17 protein-coding genes and 1 pseudogene are annotated in these 17,012 nt (G+C 62.4%); 12 read left to right on the top strand and 6 right to left on the bottom strand.

Annotated features, from left to right (window positions below; genetic code table 11):
* Positions 1 to 324 precede the first annotated feature (324 nt).
* Positions 325 to 1,785 (bottom strand): membrane-bound lytic murein transglycosylase MltF, encoded by a 1,461-nt coding sequence (mltF, locus tag BM315_RS19185; protein ID WP_090504275.1) that lies wholly within the window; start codon positions 1,783 to 1,785, stop codon positions 325 to 327.
* Between the two features lie 285 nt (positions 1,786 to 2,070).
* Here mltF and purL point away from each other — a divergent pair, with 285 nt between their 5' ends.
* From purL to BM315_RS19170, 3 genes are all read left to right on the top strand, one after another.
* On the top strand, positions 2,071 to 5,967 hold the full coding sequence (purL, locus tag BM315_RS19180; RefSeq protein WP_090504272.1) for a phosphoribosylformylglycinamidine synthase: 3,897 nt from the start codon (positions 2,071 to 2,073) through the stop codon (positions 5,965 to 5,967).
* An 85-nt stretch (positions 5,968 to 6,052) separates the two neighbouring features.
* Positions 6,053 to 6,259: a CDGSH iron-sulfur domain-containing protein gene (locus BM315_RS25310; RefSeq protein ID WP_342029879.1), complete on the top strand. Its 207-nt coding sequence runs from the start codon at positions 6,053 to 6,055 to the stop codon at positions 6,257 to 6,259.
* Between the two features lie 166 nt (positions 6,260 to 6,425).
* Positions 6,426 to 6,743, top strand: coding sequence for a YqfO family protein (locus BM315_RS19170; protein ID WP_090504269.1), 318 nt, complete (start codon positions 6,426 to 6,428; stop codon positions 6,741 to 6,743).
* Between the two features lie 69 nt (positions 6,744 to 6,812).
* Here the strand turns inward: BM315_RS19170 and BM315_RS19165 are convergent, their stop codons facing one another.
* Together BM315_RS19165 and BM315_RS19160 are read right to left on the bottom strand one after the other, a co-directional pair.
* Positions 6,813 to 7,316 (bottom strand): L,D-transpeptidase family protein, encoded by a 504-nt coding sequence (locus BM315_RS19165; protein ID WP_090504266.1) that lies wholly within the window; start codon positions 7,314 to 7,316, stop codon positions 6,813 to 6,815.
* 19 nt (positions 7,317 to 7,335) lie between these two features.
* Complete coding sequence (locus tag BM315_RS19160) at positions 7,336 to 7,893, bottom strand: NUDIX hydrolase (protein ID WP_090504263.1); 558 nt, start codon at positions 7,891 to 7,893, stop codon at positions 7,336 to 7,338.
* Positions 7,894 to 8,060: 167 nt separating this feature from the next.
* Between BM315_RS19160 and BM315_RS19155 the strand changes: the two genes are divergently transcribed.
* The 4 genes from BM315_RS19155 (at position 8,061) to purT (ending at position 10,724) form a co-directional block, all read left to right on the top strand.
* Positions 8,061 to 8,663, top strand: a complete 603-nt coding sequence (locus tag BM315_RS19155) for a CoA pyrophosphatase (protein WP_090504260.1) — start codon at positions 8,061 to 8,063, stop codon at positions 8,661 to 8,663.
* 42 nt (positions 8,664 to 8,705) lie between these two features.
* Entirely contained in the window at positions 8,706 to 9,230 is a 525-nt protein-coding gene (locus BM315_RS19150; RefSeq protein ID WP_090504257.1) for a gamma carbonic anhydrase family protein, read from the top strand.
* Positions 9,230 to 9,418 (top strand): DUF1289 domain-containing protein, encoded by a 189-nt coding sequence (locus BM315_RS19145; protein WP_090504255.1) that lies wholly within the window; start codon positions 9,230 to 9,232, stop codon positions 9,416 to 9,418. The genes BM315_RS19150 and BM315_RS19145 overlap by 1 nt, the downstream gene beginning before the upstream one ends.
* Positions 9,419 to 9,542: 124 nt before the next feature.
* Positions 9,543 to 10,724 (top strand): formate-dependent phosphoribosylglycinamide formyltransferase, encoded by a 1,182-nt coding sequence (gene purT / locus BM315_RS19140; RefSeq protein WP_090504252.1) that lies wholly within the window; start codon positions 9,543 to 9,545, stop codon positions 10,722 to 10,724.
* Positions 10,725 to 10,868: 144 nt separating this feature from the next.
* On the opposite strand, the gene BM315_RS19135 is transcribed toward purT, so the two are convergent.
* Positions 10,869 to 12,155, bottom strand: a complete 1,287-nt coding sequence (locus BM315_RS19135) for an HlyC/CorC family transporter (RefSeq protein ID WP_090504249.1) — start codon at positions 12,153 to 12,155, stop codon at positions 10,869 to 10,871.
* A gap of 9 nt (positions 12,156 to 12,164) precedes the next feature.
* Positions 12,165 to 12,965, bottom strand: coding sequence for a cytochrome C assembly family protein (locus tag BM315_RS19130; RefSeq protein ID WP_090504246.1), 801 nt, complete (start codon positions 12,963 to 12,965; stop codon positions 12,165 to 12,167).
* A gap of 157 nt (positions 12,966 to 13,122) precedes the next feature.
* Between BM315_RS19130 and ffh the strand changes: the two genes are divergently transcribed.
* From ffh to rplS, 5 genes are all read left to right on the top strand, one after another.
* Positions 13,123 to 14,496, top strand: coding sequence for a signal recognition particle protein (gene ffh / locus BM315_RS19125; RefSeq protein WP_090504243.1), 1,374 nt, complete (start codon positions 13,123 to 13,125; stop codon positions 14,494 to 14,496).
* A 195-nt stretch (positions 14,497 to 14,691) separates the two neighbouring features.
* Entirely contained in the window at positions 14,692 to 14,943 is a 252-nt protein-coding gene (gene rpsP, locus BM315_RS19120; protein WP_090504241.1) for a 30S ribosomal protein S16, read from the top strand.
* 8 nt (positions 14,944 to 14,951) lie between these two features.
* Positions 14,952 to 15,488, top strand: a complete 537-nt coding sequence (rimM, locus tag BM315_RS19115) for a ribosome maturation factor RimM (protein WP_090504238.1) — start codon at positions 14,952 to 14,954, stop codon at positions 15,486 to 15,488.
* Positions 15,489 to 15,493: 5 nt separating this feature from the next.
* Positions 15,494 to 16,246 (top strand): tRNA (guanosine(37)-N1)-methyltransferase TrmD, encoded by a 753-nt coding sequence (gene trmD / locus BM315_RS19110; protein ID WP_090504235.1) that lies wholly within the window; start codon positions 15,494 to 15,496, stop codon positions 16,244 to 16,246.
* Positions 16,247 to 16,288: 42 nt separating this feature from the next.
* Entirely contained in the window at positions 16,289 to 16,639 is a 351-nt protein-coding gene (rplS, locus tag BM315_RS19105) for a 50S ribosomal protein L19 (RefSeq protein WP_090504233.1), read from the top strand.
* 44 nt (positions 16,640 to 16,683) lie between these two features.
* Here rplS and BM315_RS19100 read toward each other — a convergent pair.
* A pseudogene (locus BM315_RS19100) lies at positions 16,684 to 17,012 on the bottom strand (IS4 family transposase); the annotation flags it as partial.

Genomic DNA, 17,012 nt, shown 5'->3' with positions numbered 1-17,012 from the left:
ACTTCTGAGCGCCGGCATATAGCTTGAATAAGCCAGGTGTCGAAACGGCGTTGAAACCTCGTTTCAGTACCCGGCCATAGTGGGAGTAGGGCAGACGTGGAGCACGTAAGTTGACCGTGGGAGACGCTTTAGCGGCGCTGGCGCGCAGCGCCCTCGAACCAGGCCGTCGCGGTTAAAGCCCCTCCCACCAGTGCCTCGCTATCGGTCAAGTTCGAGCGTTGCAGGCGTTCCCCGGATTGCATCCGGGCTACCTGGCTGAGGCGAATCGCCGCTGCGCCCAGCCTGCGGGTCGGTAGGGGGCAGCGCCGGGTCATCCGATATGCGCTACAGCGGCGGCAGTTCTTCCGGCGGCGGCGTCTTGTTCACCCCGGGGGTATGCAGGTTGCTGGCGGCCATCTGGGCGCCCTCCAGCTGCGGCTGGGTGACCCAGGTGAGGATGTCGTAGTAGCGGCGGATGTTGCGCACGAAATGCACCGGTTCGCCGCCGCGGGCGTAACCGTAGCGGGTCTTGCTGTACCACTGTTTCTGCGCCAAGCGCGGCAGGATCTTCTGCACATCCAGCCATTTGTCCGGGTTGAGCCCCTCGGCTTCGGTGAGCTTGCGCGCATCTTCCAGGTGGCCGCCGCCGACGTTGTAGGCGGCCAGGGCGAACCAGGTGCGATCCGGCTCCTTGATGCTCGCGGGCAACTGATCCTTGACGTGAACGATGTACTTGGCGCCGCCGGCGATGCTCTGCTTGGGGTCGAGGCGGTTGGACACCCCCATGGCCTGGGCGGTGCGCAGGGTCAGCATCATCAGGCCGCGCACCCCGGTCTTCGAGGTGGCGGTCGGCTGCCAGAGCGATTCCTGGTAGCCCATGGCGGCCAGCAGGCGCCAGTCGACCCGATTGGTCTGTGCCGCCTGGCGGAAATCCTTCTCGTAACGGGGCAGGCGCTGCTGCAGGTGCTTGGCGAAGGTGTAGGCGCCGACGTAACCGAGTACGTCGACATGGCCGTAGTAGCGTTCCTTCAGGCGTTGCAAGCTGCCGTTGTGCTGGGCGCGCTCGAGAAAGTTGTTGATTTCGTCGAGCAGGCTACTGTCTTCGCCGGGGGCGACGGCCCAGGCCAGGCCTTGCGAGTCGCCGAGGTCGAAAGCCACCCGTACGTTGGGGAAGTACACCTGATTCATCGCCAGCTCGTTGGAGTCGACCAGAGTCAGGTCGATCTGCCCCTCGTCGACCATGCGCAACAGGTCGACCACTTCCACTTCTGCCGATTCTTCGTAGTTCAGCTCAGGTAGCTGGACCTTCAGCCCGGCCAGTTGCTCGGCGTGGCTGCTGCCCTTGAGTACCAGGATGCGCTTGCCGATCAGGTCGGCCGGGCGAGTGGGGCGCCGCTGGCCGTCACGGTAGATGATTTGCGGGGTGACTTGCAGATACGGCAGGGAAAAGCGCGCGACCTGCTGCCGTCCGTCGCTTGCTACCAGACCGGCGGCAGCCAGCACCGGACCCTGCTCCTTGCCGAGGCTGGCGAACAGCTCGTCGAGGTTGTCGGCGGTCTCGATTTGCAGTTCCAGGCCCAGGTCGTCGGCAAAGCGTTTGACCAGTTCGTACTCGAAGCCGGTTTCGCCGTTGCGATCCTGGAAGTAGGTGGCCGGGCTGTTGCGGGTGATCACCCGCAGTACACCCTCCGCCTTGACGCGCTCGAGGGCGCTGGGTTCTTCAGCGCAGCTGGCGAGCAGCAGGAGGATTCCGATCGCCAGCAGCCAGTGGGCGCAGCGTGTGCGGAACGCAGATTGAGCAAACATTGGCGCAGTATACGCAAAGCTCGTTGCTCGCCATATCTTGACAGTGCAGATGATAGTTCTGGCGCCGCCACGGGTGCCGCGGCGAGCGCTTTAGGCTAGAATGCACGGCCTCAAAGAACCTGTTTCGGGGCTCGCGAGCTAGGGCCGGGCAAGGCGAAGGTGGGCGAGGACGCGGAGTTTACGAGTTGTAAATGAGCAGTCCGAACCCGCCTTCAACGCAGGCCGGCCGACGCGCAGCAGACCCGAGACGGTTCGAAGTACACCCCCTTCCCAGAGGCTGTTTCCATGTTGATCCTGCGCGGCGCTCCCGCCCTTTCTGCTTTCCGCCACGGTAAATTGCTCGAGCAACTGACCAGCAAGGTACCCGCTGTGACTGGGCTGTATGCCGAGTTCGCGCATTTTGCCGATGTCACCGGGGTGCTCAGCGCCGATGAAGAACAGGTGCTGGCCCGTCTGCTCGAGTACGGCCCGAGTGTGCCGGTGCAGGAGCCTGGCGGCCGCCTGCTCCTGACCATTCCGCGTTTCGGCACCATCTCGCCCTGGTCGAGCAAGGCCAGCGACATTGCGCGCAACTGCGGCCTGGCGAAGATCCAGCGCATCGAGCGCGGTATCGCCTACTACGTCGCCGGCGAGTTGAGCGAAGCCGAGCTGCAGCTGGTCGCAGGCTTGCTGCATGACCGCATGACCCAGCTGGTGTTGACCGATGTGCAAGACGCCGCGGCGCTGTTCAGTCACGCCGGGCCCAAGCCGCTGACCGCGGTGGATGTGCTCGGTGGTGGCCGCGCCGCCCTGGAGCAGGCCAACGTCGAGTTGGGCCTGGCCCTGGCCGAAGACGAAATCGATTACCTGGTCAGCAGTTTCAATGATCTGGGACGCAACCCCCACGACATCGAATTGATGATGTTCGCCCAGGCCAACTCAGAGCATTGCCGGCACAAGATCTTCAATGCCAGCTGGGACCTCGACGGCGAGAGCCAGGACAAGTCGCTGTTCGGCATGATCAAGAACACCCATGAGCTGCACAGCGAAGGCGTGCTCTCGGCCTATAAAGACAATGCCGCGGTGATCGTCGGTCACACGGCCGGGCGCTTCTACCCGAACGCCGAAACCCGTCAGTACGCCGCCCATCAGGAGCCGGTGCACATCCTGATGAAGGTGGAAACCCACAACCACCCGACCGCCATCGCACCCTTCCCTGGTGCCGCCACCGGCTCCGGCGGCGAGATTCGCGACGAGGGCGCTACCGGCCGCGGCGCCAAGCCCAAGGCCGGGCTGACCGGTTTCAGCGTATCCAACCTGCAGATCCCGGGCTTCGAACAGCCGTGGGAAGTGCCCTATGGCAAGCCGGAGCGCATCGTCACCGCGCTGGACATTATGATCGAAGGCCCGCTCGGCGGCGCGGCGTTCAACAACGAGTTCGGTCGTCCGGCGCTGACCGGCTATTTCCGCACCTTCGAGCAGGCGGTCGATACCCCGCGCGGCCTCGAGGTGCGTGGCTACCACAAGCCGATCATGCTCGCCGGCGGTATGGGCAACATCCGCGCCGATCACGTGCAGAAAGGTGAAATCAGCATCGGCGCCAAGCTGATCGTGCTCGGTGGCCCGGCCATGTTGATCGGTCTGGGCGGCGGCGCCGCCTCGTCGATGGCCACGGGTGCCAGCTCGGCCGACCTGGATTTTGCCTCGGTGCAGCGCGAAAACCCGGAAATGGAGCGGCGCTGCCAGGAAGTGATCGACCGCTGCTGGCAGCTGGGCGAGCACAACCCGATCAGCTTCATCCATGACGTCGGCGCCGGCGGCCTGTCCAATGCCTTCCCCGAACTGGTCAACGATGGCGGTCGCGGTGGACGTTTCGAGCTGCGCAATGTGCCCAATGACGAGCCGGGCATGGCGCCCCACGAGATCTGGAGCAACGAATCCCAGGAACGCTACGTGCTGGCTGTCGACGCCGCCGAATTCGAACGCTTCAAGGCGATCTGCGAGCGCGAGCGTTGCCCGTTCGCGGTGGTCGGCGAGGCCACCGAAGAGCCGCACCTGACCGTCGCCGACAGCCATTTCGGCAACAAGCCGGTGGACATGCCGCTCAATGTGCTGCTCGGCAAGGCGCCGCGCATGCACCGTGCGGCCAGCCACGAAGCCGGGTTGGGCGATGATTTCGATGCCAGCGGCCTGGCGCTCGACGACGCCCTGACCCGCGTGCTGCATCACCCGGCGGTGGCCAGCAAGAGCTTTTTGATCACCATCGGCGACCGCACCATCACCGGCCTGGTCGCCCGCGACCAGATGGTCGGCCCGTGGCAGGTGCCGGTGGCCGATTGTGCGGTTACCGCCACCAGCTTCGACGTCTATACCGGCGAAGCCATGGCCATGGGCGAGCGCACGCCGCTGGCCTTGCTGGATGCGGCCGCCTCGGGGCGGATCGCCATTGGCGAGACCCTGACCAACCTGGCCGCGGCGCGGATCGAGAAGATCTCCGACATCAAGCTGTCCGCCAACTGGATGTCCGCTGCGGGCCACCCGGGCGAAGACGCCCGGCTGTACGACACGGTCAAGGCCGTGGGCATGCAGCTGTGCCCAGAGCTGGGAATCTGCATCCCGGTGGGCAAGGATTCGATGTCGATGAAAACCCGCTGGCAGGATGACGGCGCGGAGAAGAGCGTGACCTCGCCGCTGTCGCTGATCGTCACCGGCTTCGCTCCGGTCGCCGACATTCGCCAGACCCTGACCCCGCAACTGCGCATGGACAAGGGCGAAACCGACCTGATCCTGATCGACCTGGGTCGCGGGCAGAACCGCCTGGGCGCCTCTATTCTGGCCCAGGTGTACGGGCAGATCGGCAAGCAGGCCCCCGACGTCGACGACGCCGAAGACCTCAAGGCTTTCTTCGCGGTGATCCAGGGGCTGAACGCCGATGGCCACCTGCTGGCCTATCACGATCGCTCCGACGGCGGCCTGCTGGTCAGTGCGCTGGAAATGGCCTTCGCCGGTCACTGCGGCCTCAATCTGGCGCTCGACTCGCTGGCCGGCAGCCAGGATGAACTGGCTGCCGTGCTGTTCAACGAAGAGCTGGGCGCACTGATCCAGGTGCGTCAGGACGCCACCCCGGACATCCTGGCGCAATTCAGCGCGGCCGGTCTGGGTGACTGCGTCGCGGTGATCGGCCAACCGGTCAACAATGGCGAGGTGCGCATCAGCTTTGCCGGTCAGCCGGTATTCGCCGGCCAGCGCCGCCTGTTGCAGCGCCAGTGGAGCGAAACCAGCTACCAGATCCAGCGCCTGCGCGACAACGCTCAGTGTGCCGAGCAGGAGTTCGATGCGCTGCTCGAGGAAGACAATCCCGGCCTGAGCGTCAAGCTGGCTTTCGACGTCAATCAGGACATCGCCGCGCCCTACATCAAGAAGGGCCTGCGTCCACAAATCGCGGTGCTGCGCGAACAGGGCGTCAACGGCCAGGTGGAAATGGCCGCCGCCTTCGACCGTGCCGGTTTCAGCGCGATCGACGTGCATATGAGTGACATCCTCAGTGGCCGCGTCAGTCTCGACGAATTCAAGGGGCTGGTCGCCTGCGGTGGCTTCTCCTACGGCGACGTGCTCGGCGCCGGTGAGGGCTGGGCCAAGTCGATCCTGTTCAACAACCGTGCCCGCGATGGCTTCCAGGCTTTCTTCGAACGTAGGGACAGCTTCGCCCTCGGCGTGTGCAACGGCTGCCAGATGATGTCCAACCTGCACGAATTGATCCCCGGTAGCGAGTTCTGGCCGCACTTCGTGCGCAACCGTTCGGAGCAGTTCGAGGCGCGGGTAGCTATGGTCCAGGTGCAGGAGTCGGCGTCGATCTTCCTCCAGGGCATGGCCGGCTCGCGCCTGCCGATCGCCATCGCCCATGGCGAGGGGCATGCCGAGTTCGAGAACGAAGAAGCCCTGCTCGAGGCCGATCTGTCCGGTTGCGTGGCCATGCGCTTCATCGACAACCACGGCAAGGTCACCGAAACCTATCCGGCCAACCCCAACGGCTCGCCGCGCGGGATTACCGGCCTGACCAGCCGCGACGGCCGGGTGACCATCATGATGCCGCACCCGGAGCGGGTGTTCCGCGCCGTGCAGAACTCCTGGCAGCCGGACGAGTGGCAGGAAGATGCCGGCTGGCTGCGCATGTTCCGCAATGCGCGGGTCTGGGTGGATTGATGCCGGGGCGCAGGCTTATGGTCCATAAGTCTGCGCCTGTTGTGCCCGAGGTGCGCCAGGTCAAGCCTGGCGAAACCCATCCGCTATGCCGCTGCGGGCGTTCCCCGTGCTTGCCGATTGTCCTTGCACCTACCCGGCGGGGCTGCGGCTCGAGCCGGTCCGCGCGCAGTCGTTGTTGCTCTGTCGTTGCGGCCAGTCGCAGCGCTTGCCCTATTGCGATGGCGGGCACAATCCGCCGGTGCCTGGTTTGAAAGCCAAGTGGCGGCGTTTCTGGAGTGGTGCTTGCGGTTGATCTGCTGGCGGCAAAAGGTGTATTGCCGCGATCGAACGCCGAGGCGATTCGGCAGTCATACACAGAGTGTGTGATCGACGCCACGCATCCGATTAAGGCAAAGTGCCATTATCTTGTGGCATCATTATCCGGCCGTTTTCCATCTGCCCAGCCTGCGGAGCCTTTGATGTACAAGCTGTGTTTTTATGTCCCGGAAACCCACCTGGACGAGGTGAAAAAAGCAGTGTTTGCCGCGGGTGGCGGGCGCATTGGTCGCTACGACAGCTGCTGCTGGCAGGTGATGGGCCGCGGGCAGTTTCGCCCGCTGCAAGGCAGTCAGGCGTTTCTCGGCCAGATCGGCCAGGTCGAGCAGGTGGTGGAGTGGAAGGTGGAGTTGGTGGTGGCCGACGAACTGATCCATGACGCGGTCAAGGCCCTGAAGCAGAGCCATCCCTATGAGACGCCGGCTTTCGATGTCTGGCGTTTGTCGGATATTCAGTTTTAAGCCGCAAGCCACAAGCTGCAAGAGAAACGCTGACGGTGGTGGGTGTGCTGCGAAGCTCGCTTGCAGCCGTCAGGGTCTTATTTCGATCAGGGTGCCGTCCTTGACCAGCTTCCAGATTTCGCGCATGTCGTCGTTCTTCAGGGCGATGCAGCCTTCGGTCCAGTCCAGGGTGTGGAAGAACCACTCCGGGTACTCCTCATCCAGCGGCGTGCCGTGAATCATGATCATGCCGCCGGGGGCTACGCCTTGTGCGCGGGCGTGGGCCTGGTCGCGGGCATTGGGGTAGGAAATGTGCAAGGACAGCTGGTATTTCTCGCTGGTCTTGCGCCAGTCGATCCAATAGATGCCTTCCGGCGTGCGCAGATCGCCCTCGCGCTGTTTGGCGCCTTTGGCCTGCTTGCCGAGGGACACCCGGTAGGACTTGAGTGTTTCGCCGCGGCGCATCAGGTGCAGGCTGCGCTCTGACTTGATCACCAGCACCTTGTCGATTGACGGGACATCCTGCGCGGCTGTGGCAGTGGCGTTAGCGCTAGCGGTAAAGGACAGGCAGAGCAGAATGAGCAACCAGCGCATCGGAACGGTATCCCAGGGATCAAAGAACTTTCTTGTGGTGTGCGCGCAAGGCTTCCAGCGGCTCGTTGCGGACCGGGTAGATGTGTTGCCGGCGGTCCGCGAAGTAGCATTCTAAGGTACGCCCGACGGTCGGGAAAGCCAGCTCGGACCAGGGGATCTCGGATTCCTCGAATAGTTGCACCTCCAGGCTCTCTGCGCCGATGGCAAAGTTCAGGTCAACCAATTCGGCGCGGAAGAACAGGTACACCTGATTGATATGCGGCAGGTCGAACAGGGTATAGAGGCTCAAGTCGCGCACCCGGGCGCAGGCTTCCTCGTGGGTTTCGCGTGCCGCGGCCTGCTCCAGGGTTTCGCCGTTCTCCATAAAGCCGGCCGGCAGGGTCCAGTAACCGCGCCGCGGCTCGATGGCGCGTCGGCACAACAATATGCGCTGGCCCCACACCGGCAAGCAGCCGGCAATGATGCGCGGGTTCTGGTAGTGAATGGTGTGGCAGTGCTCGCACACATGGCGCAAGCGGTTGTCGCCCTCGGGAATTCTCAGGGTCACGGGGCTGCCGCACTGGCTGCAGAACTTCATGGCGAATCCTCTTGGCTCCCCCATATCTTGGCGCGCGATGGAGGGGACGGCAAGCACGGTCAGGCGCCGCATCGACATCCCGAATGATCGTTGCAAGCGTTGCAGTGCTTGGGCTGGGGGCGACTTTCATGCAATCATCGAAACAAGAATAAAGGCTGAGAATCTCCATGCTGGACGAATTGCTCCAACGCGTGCGCGGCTACAGCCCGCGTCTTCTGGAGACCGACCGCAGCTTCCCCGAAGCGGCGGTATTGGTTCCGCTCACCCGTAGCGACGAGCCGGAAGTGATCTTGACCCTGCGCGCCAGTGGGCTGTCCACGCACGGCGGCGAGGTGGCGTTCCCTGGTGGCCGACGGGATCCGGAAGATGTCGATCTGATTCGTACCGCACTGCGTGAGGCCGAAGAGGAAATCGGCCTGGCGCCGGGGCTGGTCGAGGTGGTCGGGCCGCTCAGTACCCTGGTGTCGCGTCACGGTATTCAGGTCACGCCCTATGTCGGGCTGGTGCCGGATTACGTCGAGTACCTGGCCAACGATGACGAAATCGCCTCGGTGTTCTCGGTGCCTCTGGAGTTCTTTCGCAACGATCCGCGCGAGATGACCCATCGTATCGACTACCTTGGGCAGAGCTGGTACGTGCCGAGTTACCGTTATGGCGAATACAAAATCTGGGGGCTTACTGCGATCATGCTGGTGGAGTTGGTCAACCTGCTCTATGAGGCTGGCATCGAGCTGCACCGGCCACCCGAGCATTTCATCACGCTGCGCTAATTGTGTGAATGCGCAGATCAATCGCGAGACGAGGATCAAGCAATGAAATACCGCCTGGGGCAATCCAGCGTCGACGCCCATCCCGAGAGCTGGGTGGCGCCGAATGCCACGCTGGTCGGCAAGGTCAAGCTGGAGCAGGGCGCGAGCGTCTGGTTCGGTGCGGTGTTGCGTGGCGACAACGAGCTGATCCACATCGGCGAGCAGAGCAACGTGCAGGACGGCACCGTGATGCACACCGACATGGGCTCGCCGCTGACGGTCGGCAAGGGCGTGACCATCGGTCATAACGCCATGCTGCATGGCTGCACGGTCGGCGATTACAGCCTGATCGGCATCAATGCGGTGGTACTCAATGGCGCGAAAATCGGCAAGTACTGCATCATCGGCGCCAACACCTTGATCGGCGAAGGCAAGGAAATTCCCGACGGCTCGCTGGTGGTCGGTTCGCCCGGCAAGGTGGTGCGCGAGCTGAGCGAGGCGCAGAAGAACATGCTCGAGGCCAGCGCTGCGCACTATGTGCATAACGCCCAGCGATATGCTCGCGACCTGGCCGAGCAGGACGACTGATGCAGCAAGAACGCCCCGTTGCCTCGCCCTGTGTGCAGGTCTGTGCGCTGGACGATGACGACATCTGCATCGGTTGCCAGCGTAACGTTGCCGAAATCACCCGCTGGGGGCGCATGGACAATGCCGAGCGCCGCCAGGTGCTACTGCTCTGTCATGCGCGGGCGCAGGCCAAGGGTGTGTTGCTATAGGGCGGTTCGGCGGGACTTGAGAGGCATGGGGAATGAGGTTGTGCCGGCCCCGCTGGCGGGGCACGACCCCATTCCCCATTCCCCATTCCCCATCCCCCTATCCCCGCTAACTCGAGGACCTGTTATGCCCCGTATCGGTACCCCATTGTCGCCGAGTGCGACCCGCGTCTTGCTTTGCGGCTCTGGTGAGCTGGGCAAGGAAGTAGTGATCGAACTGCAGCGCCTTGGCGTCGAGGTGATCGCCGTGGATCGCTACGCCAATGCCCCGGCCATGCAGGTGGCGCACCGCAGCCATGTGCTCGATATGCTTGATGGTGCGGCCTTGCGTGCAGTGATCGAGTTGGAGCAGCCGCATTACATCGTGCCCGAGATCGAGGCGATCGCCACCGCGACGCTGGTCGAGCTGGAGGGCGAGGGTTTCACCGTGATCCCCAGCGCGCGTGCCGCGCAGTTGACCATGAACCGCGAGGGCATTCGCCGCCTGGCGGCCGAAGAGCTGGGTTTACCGACCTCACCCTACCAGTTCGCCGACACACTGGAGGCGTGCCGGGCGGCGGTGCAGCAGATCGGCTTTCCCTGTCTGATCAAGCCGATCATGAGTTCCTCGGGCAAGGGCCAGTCGCTGCTGAAAGCCATCGATGAGCTGCCGGCGGCCTGGGAGTATGCCCAGGCGGGTGGTCGCGCCGGCAAGGGGCGGGTCATCGTCGAGGGTTTTGTCGATTTCGACTACGAAATTACCCTGCTGACGGTGCGGCATGCCGGCGGCACCAGCTTCTGTGCGCCGGTCGGCCATCGTCAGGTCAAGGGCGACTACCAGGAATCCTGGCAACCGCAGCCGATGAGTGCGAAGGCCCGGGCAGAGGCCGAGCGCATTGCCCAGGCCGTCACGGACTCTCTGGGCGGTCGCGGTCTGTTTGGCGTCGAGTTGTTCGTCAAGGGCGATCGGGTCTGGTTCTGCGAGGTCTCGCCGCGGCCCCACGACACCGGCCTGGTCACCCTGATTTCCCAGGATCTGTCCGAGTTCGCCCTGCATGTGCGGGCCATTCTCGGCCTGCCGATTCCGCGTATTCGTCAGCTCGGCCCCTGCGCTTCGGCGGTGCTGCTGGTGCAGGGTGATTCGCGGCAGGTCGGTTTCGCCAATCTCGGTGCGGCGCTGGCCGAGCCGGACACGGCGTTGCGTTTGTTCGGTAAGCCGGAAGTCAGTGGTCAGCGGCGCATGGGGGTGGCTCTGGCGCGCGATGAGTCGCTGCCGGCGGCGCGGGCCAAGGCCGCTCGCGCGGCGCAGGCGGTTAGCGTCGAATTTTGAGCCCTCGGCGCGCCTATGTCTGGTGGCTGGCTGTGCTGGCGCGGTCGCCGGTGACAGGGGCCATATCGCGGCTAAAGCGGAACGCCGCCCGGCCCCTCCCGCCCTGGGCTGGCATTTAACCGGTATTTCAATGTTGCCGTGAGACTAGTCCGCCGCTGTTTCGCTCGGCGCGGTGGTGCTGGTCTTCCAGACGCGTACACTCTTCACCCGGTTCTCCGACGATTGCAGGATTTCCAGGCGGTAGGGGCCGATTTTCAGGCATACGGCGCTATCGGGAATGCTTTCCAGCGCTTCGGTGATCAGGCCGTTGAGGGTCTTGGGGCCGTCGCAGGGCAGGTGCCAGCCCAGTGTCTTGTTCACTTCGCGGATGTAGGCGGCGCCATCGATGACCTGGGTGCCATCTTCCTGCGGATGAATATCCGGGCTGCGCAGGGTGTCCTGATTACTGAAGTCGCCGACGATTTCTTCGAGGATGTCTTCCAGGGTGACGATGCCGATCACATCGCCGTATTCGTCGACGACTATGCCGATCCGGCGTTTCTGTTTCTGGAAATTGATCAACTGAGTCGACAGTGGCGTGTTCTCCGGCACGAAGTAGGGTTCGTTGCAGGCGGCGAGCAAGGCTTCCTTGGTCAGTTGGTTGTGGCTCATCAGGCGCGCGATCTGGCGCATGTGCACGATGCCTTCGACCTGGTTGATGTCGTGACGAAACACCGGCAGGCGGGTATGGGTCGTGGTGGTGAGCAGGTTGATGATGGTTTCGAGATCGTCTTCCAGGTCGATGCCGGTGACTTCGTTGCGCGGGATCATGATGTCGTCGACCGTGACGTTTTCCAGGTCGAGGATGCCGAGCAGCATGTTCTGACGGTTCTTCGGCAGTTCATGGCCGGACTCGCGGACCACGCTGCGCAGTTCCTCGGTGGTCAGGCTGTCGTTGCTTTTGCTGGCCGGGTCGATGCCCAGCAGCCTGAGCAGGCCGTTGCTGATCCAGCCGAGCAGGATGACCAGCGGGTAGAACAGCTTGAGCAACAGCAGCAGTGGCAGGCTGAACGGGTAGGCGACCCTTTCCGGGTGCAGGGCGGCGAGGGTTTTCGGGGTGATTTCACCGAAAATCAGCAGCGCCAGGGTCAGGCCTATGGTGGCGATCGCGATCCCGGCTTCGCCCCAGAGCTGAATGGCCAGCACGGTGGCGATGGCCGAGGCGAGGATGTTGACGAAGTTGTTGCCGATCAGAATGGTGCCGAGCAGGCGATCCGGGCGGCTGAGCAGGTCGCTGACCCGCTTGGCGCCACGGTGTCCTTCCTTGGCCAGATGGCGCAGGCGGTAGCGATTGAGGCTGAGGATGCCGGTTTCCGAGCTGGAGAAAAAGGCCGAGCAGGCGAGCAGGAAGATCAGCAGGCCAATCAGAAAGCCAGGGTGAGCGTTGTCCACGGAAATGGCCTAGATATGCAGAATGAATTCGCGAACCAGCTTGCTGCCGAAGTAGGCCAGCATCAGCAAACAGAAGCCGACCAGGGTCCAGCGGATCGCCTTGTGCCCGCGCCAGCCGAGCTGGTGTCGACCCCAGAGCAGTACGGCGAAGACGATCCAGGCAAAACAGGAAAGGATGGTTTTATGCACCAGGTGTTGGGCAAACAGGTTGTCGATGAAGATCGCGCCCGACAGCAGCGACAGTGACAGCAGCACCCAGCCGGCCCAGAGGAAGCCGAACAGCAGGCTTTCCATGGTTTGCAGAGGCGGGAAGTTCTTGATCAGTCCGGACGGGTGCTTGTTCTTGAGCTGATGGTCCTGCAGCAACAGCAGTAGCGCCTGGAATACGGCGATGGTCAGCATGCCGTAGGCCATGATCGACAGCAGGATGTGAGCGAGGATGCCCGGTGCTTCGTCGATCGACTGCAGGGTGCCGGTCGGCATGAACTGCGCCAACAATACCGTCAGGCAGCCCAGTGGAAATAGCAGCAGCAGCAGGTTTTCCACCGGGATGCGCATGCAGGCGAGCAGGGTCAGTGCGATCACGGCATAGGCGATCAGGCTGGCGGCATTGAAGAAGTCGAGCGACAGGCCGGATGCCTGGCTCATCTGCAAGAACAGGCTGGCGCCATGGAACAGCAGGGCGAGCACGCCGAGTGACGCCAGCAGGCGTTTGTCAGGCGCGCTGCGCTGGCTGAGGCGCAGGCCTTGATAGAGGGTGGCGCCGGCATAAAGGCTGGCAGCTGCGAGACTGGGAAGCAGAGGGTGCATAAATCCTTGTTAGGCAAGCCCGAAAGGCGCTGAGTGTGGCATACAACGAGCGTTCTACGAAAGACCGCTGACAGTGTCGGTGGCGTGGAGTCTTCGATATAATCGCCGGTCTGTTGCAAGCCCACCCTCGGCTCGATAGGGCCCGAAAGGAACGTGCATGTTCGAAAATCTTACCGACCGCCTCTCGCAGACGCTGCGCAATGTCACTGGCAAGGCCAGGCTGACCGAAGACAATATCAAGGACACCCTGCGCGAAGTGCGCATGGCGTTGCTCGAGGCCGACGTCGCGTTGCCGGTGGTCAAGGACTTCGTCAACAAGGTCAAGGAGCGTGCGGTCGGTACCGAGGTGTCGAAAAGCCTGACGCCGGGCCAGGCCTTCGTGAAGGTCGTGCGCGCCGAGCTGGAAGAGCTGATGGGGGCGGCCAACGAAGACCTGGTGCTGAATGTCACGCCGCCGGCCGTGGTGTTGATGGCGGGTTTGCAGGGCGCGGGTAAAACCACCACGGTCGGCAAGCTGGCGCGCTTCCTCAAGGAGCGCAAGAAGAAGACCGTGCTGGTGGTGTCGGCCGACGTCTACCGGCCGGCGGCGATCAAGCAGCTGGAAACCCTGGCTGGCGATATCGGCGTGACCTTCTTCCCGTCCGATATCAGCCAGAAGCCGGTGGCGATCGCCGAGGCGGCGATCAGGGAGGCCAAGCTCAAGTTCATTGATGTGGTGATCGTCGATACCGCCGGTCGTCTGGCCATTGATGCCGAAATGATGGCGGAGATCCAGGCGCTGCATGCCGCGATCAAGCCGGTCGAGACCCTGTTCGTGGTCGATGCGATGACCGGCCAGGATGCGGCGAACACCGCCAAGGCCTTCGGCGATGCGCTGCCGCTGACCGGCGTGGTGCTGACCAAGGTCGATGGCGATGCGCGTGGCGGTGCGGCCTTGTCGGTGCGGCATGTCACTGGCAAGCCGATCAAGTTCATCGGCATGGGCGAGAAGAGCGACGCGCTGGAGCCTTTCCACCCGGAGCGGATCGCCTCGCGCATTCTCGGCATGGGCGATGTGCTCAGCCTGATCGAGCAGGCCGAGCAGACCCTCGATCGCGAGAAAGCCGACAAGCTGAGCAAGAAGCTGAAGAAGGGCAAGGGCTTCGACCTGGAAGACTTTCGCGACCAGTTGCAGCAGATGAAGAACATGGGCGGTCTTGGCGGTCTGATGGACAAGCTGCCGCAGATGGGTGGGGTCAACCTGGCGCAGATGGGCAACGCTCAGGGTGCAGCTGAAAAGCAGTTCAAGCAGATGGAGGCCATCATCAACTCGATGACCCCGGGCGAGCGCCGCGATCCCGAGATCATCAGCGGTTCGCGTAAGCGCCGTATCGCCATGGGCTCAGGGACTCAGGTGCAGGACATCGGCCGCCTGATCAAGCAGCACAAGCAGATGCAGAAGATGATGAAGAAATTCACCGCCAAGGGCGGCATGGCCAAGATGATGCGCGGCATGGGCGGTATGCTGCCGGGCGGCATGCCGAAGATGTAAGCGTGAATAGCAAGCCTGAGAGGCTGTGAGCTTGCCGCTTGTGGTCTGAGGCTTGCGGTTTGCCGTGCCTTTTTCGGTTCTCGGAAAAAGGCTTTGCAAAAGTAGTGATAATCCTTAGAATATGCGGCCTTTCGGGCCTAGTGCCCTATGCTTGCATTTTTTAGTTTGCAGCACCGACTACAGGAAAGAAGTTCAATGGTAACCATCCGTCTTGCCCGTGGCGGCTCCAAAAAGCGCCCGTTCTACCACCTCACCGTGACCAACAGCCGCAATGCGCGCGACGGTCGTTTCGTTGAGCGTATTGGTTTCTTCAACCCGGTTGCTTCGGGTGCCGAAGTCAAGCTGTCTGTCGACCAAGAGCGTGCCACTTACTGGCTCGGTCAGGGTGCGCAGCCGTCTGAGCGTGTTGCTCAGCTGCTCAAGGAAGCTGCCAAGGCTGCTGCCTAAGCAACCTTATGAGCATGACGCCAGCTCCCGCCGAGGACTTAGTGGTCCTTGGCAAGATTGTCTCGGTGCATGGCATAAAAGGCGAGGTGAAGGTGTTTTCCTTTACTGATCCTTTGACCAACGTGCTCGATTACCCTCGCTGGACGCTCAGGCGTGACAACGAGGTAAAGCAAGTCGAAGTGGCCAGTGGACGCCTGCAAGGCAAGGTCCTGGTGGCAAGGCTCAAGGGTCTCGATGATCGCGAGGTAGCGCGTACCTTTGCCGGTTTCGAGATTTGTGTGCCGCGCAGCCAGCTGCCTGAGCTGAGCGAAGGCGAGTTCTACTGGTATCAGTTGGAAGGTCTCAAGGTCATCGATCAGGCGGGGCAGTTGCTCGGCAAGATCGACCATTTGTTCGAGACCGGCGCCAACGATGTGATTGTGGTCAAACCCTGCACCGACAGCCTGGATGATCGTGAACGCCTGTTGCCCTATACGGAACAATGCGTGTTGTCGATTGACCTTGCTGCTGGCGAGATGCGGGTCGACTGGGATGCGGACTTCTAAGCCTGATGCCAAATCTGCGCGTTGAAGTCATTACGCTGTTCCCGGAAATGTTTGCCGCAATCAGCGATTACGGCATCACCAGCCGTGCGGTGAAACAGGGCTTGCTGCAATTGACCTGTTGGAACCCGCGGAGCTACACCACGGACCGTCATCACACAGTCGATGATCGGCCTTTCGGTGGCGGTCCGGGCATGGTGATGAAGATCAAGCCGCTTGAGGATGCCTTGGCCGATGCCAGGCAGGCCGCAGGTGTAAAAGCGAAGGTGATCTACCTTTCGCCGCAGGGTCGTCAGCTGACGCAGTCAGCCGTGCGCGAACTGGCGAACGAGGAGGCTTTGATCCTCATTGCCGGGCGCTACGAAGGCGTCGATGAGCGTTTCATTGAAGCGCATGTCGATGAAGAATGGTCGATCGGGGATTACGTCCTGTCTGGCGGTGAGCTGCCGGCCATGGTGCTGATCGATGCGGTAACGCGCCTTTTGCCTGGTGCATTGGGTCATGCTGGTTCGGCCGAGGAGGATTCGTTTACGGATGGCCTGCTCGACTGCCCGCATTACACCCGTCCGGAGGTGTATGCGGATAAACGTGTTCCTGAGGTGCTGCTCGGCGGCAACCACGAACACATCCGGCGCTGGCGTTTGCAGCAGTCCCTCGGTCGGACCTGGGAACGCCGTGTCGATCTTCTGGATAGCCGCTCGCTTTCTGGAGAAGAGAAAAAGCTGCTGGAGGAATACATCCGCCAGCGGGACGATAGTTAATGTATCGATGACCGGCCAGGCGGCTGGTCTTAGGAGCGCAGCATGACCAACAAGATTATTCAGCAAATCGAAGCTGAGCAGATGAGCAAAGTCATTCCTCCTTTCGCGCCGGGCGACACCATCGTCGTTCAGGTGAAGGTTAAGGAAGGCGACCGTCAGCGTTTGCAGGCATTCGAAGGCGTGGTAATCGCCAAGCGCAACCGTGGTCTGAACAGTGCCTTCACTGTTCGCAAGATCTCCAACGGTGTTGGCGTCGAGCGTACTTTCCAGACCTACAGCCCGCTGGTCGACAGCCTGGCCGTCAAGCGTCGCGGTGACGTGCGCAAAGCCAAGCTGTACTACCTGCGTGACCTGTCCGGTAAGGCAGCACGTATCAAGGAAAAGCTGGGCTAAGCCTCGGCTTCCTTACAGAAAAGCAGCCTTCGGGCTAATGCCAGTCAGTTAAGCTGACTGGCATTTTTTTTTCTGATCGGATACTTCGAGGATTTGAGCCTGATCGCCCGGGGATAAACACGCTCTTCTCGTCGATGCGGCAGGACATAGTGCAAGGCTGAAGCATGAAGCTCGGCCAGGTACTTGGGTATGTTCCCGGAGCGGTCCGCGGAAACGCTGTTGATAAAACCTAAAATCGCCCAGGTACACGCGGTAAAGCTCATTTCGCACGGGTAAATACCTGGGCAATGGCGGCTCATCTCCACCATCTGATAGCGCAGCAGGTTGTAGCCCAATAACACGCCCCACAGTTCCTGCTCGATCATCTCGGGCG

Source organism: Pseudomonas borbori, assembly GCF_900115555.1.
Taxonomy (GTDB): domain Bacteria; phylum Pseudomonadota; class Gammaproteobacteria; order Pseudomonadales; family Pseudomonadaceae; genus Aquipseudomonas; species Aquipseudomonas borbori.
Note: the sequence above shows the minus strand (reverse complement) of the source record. Positions and strands in the feature narration are given on the sequence as shown.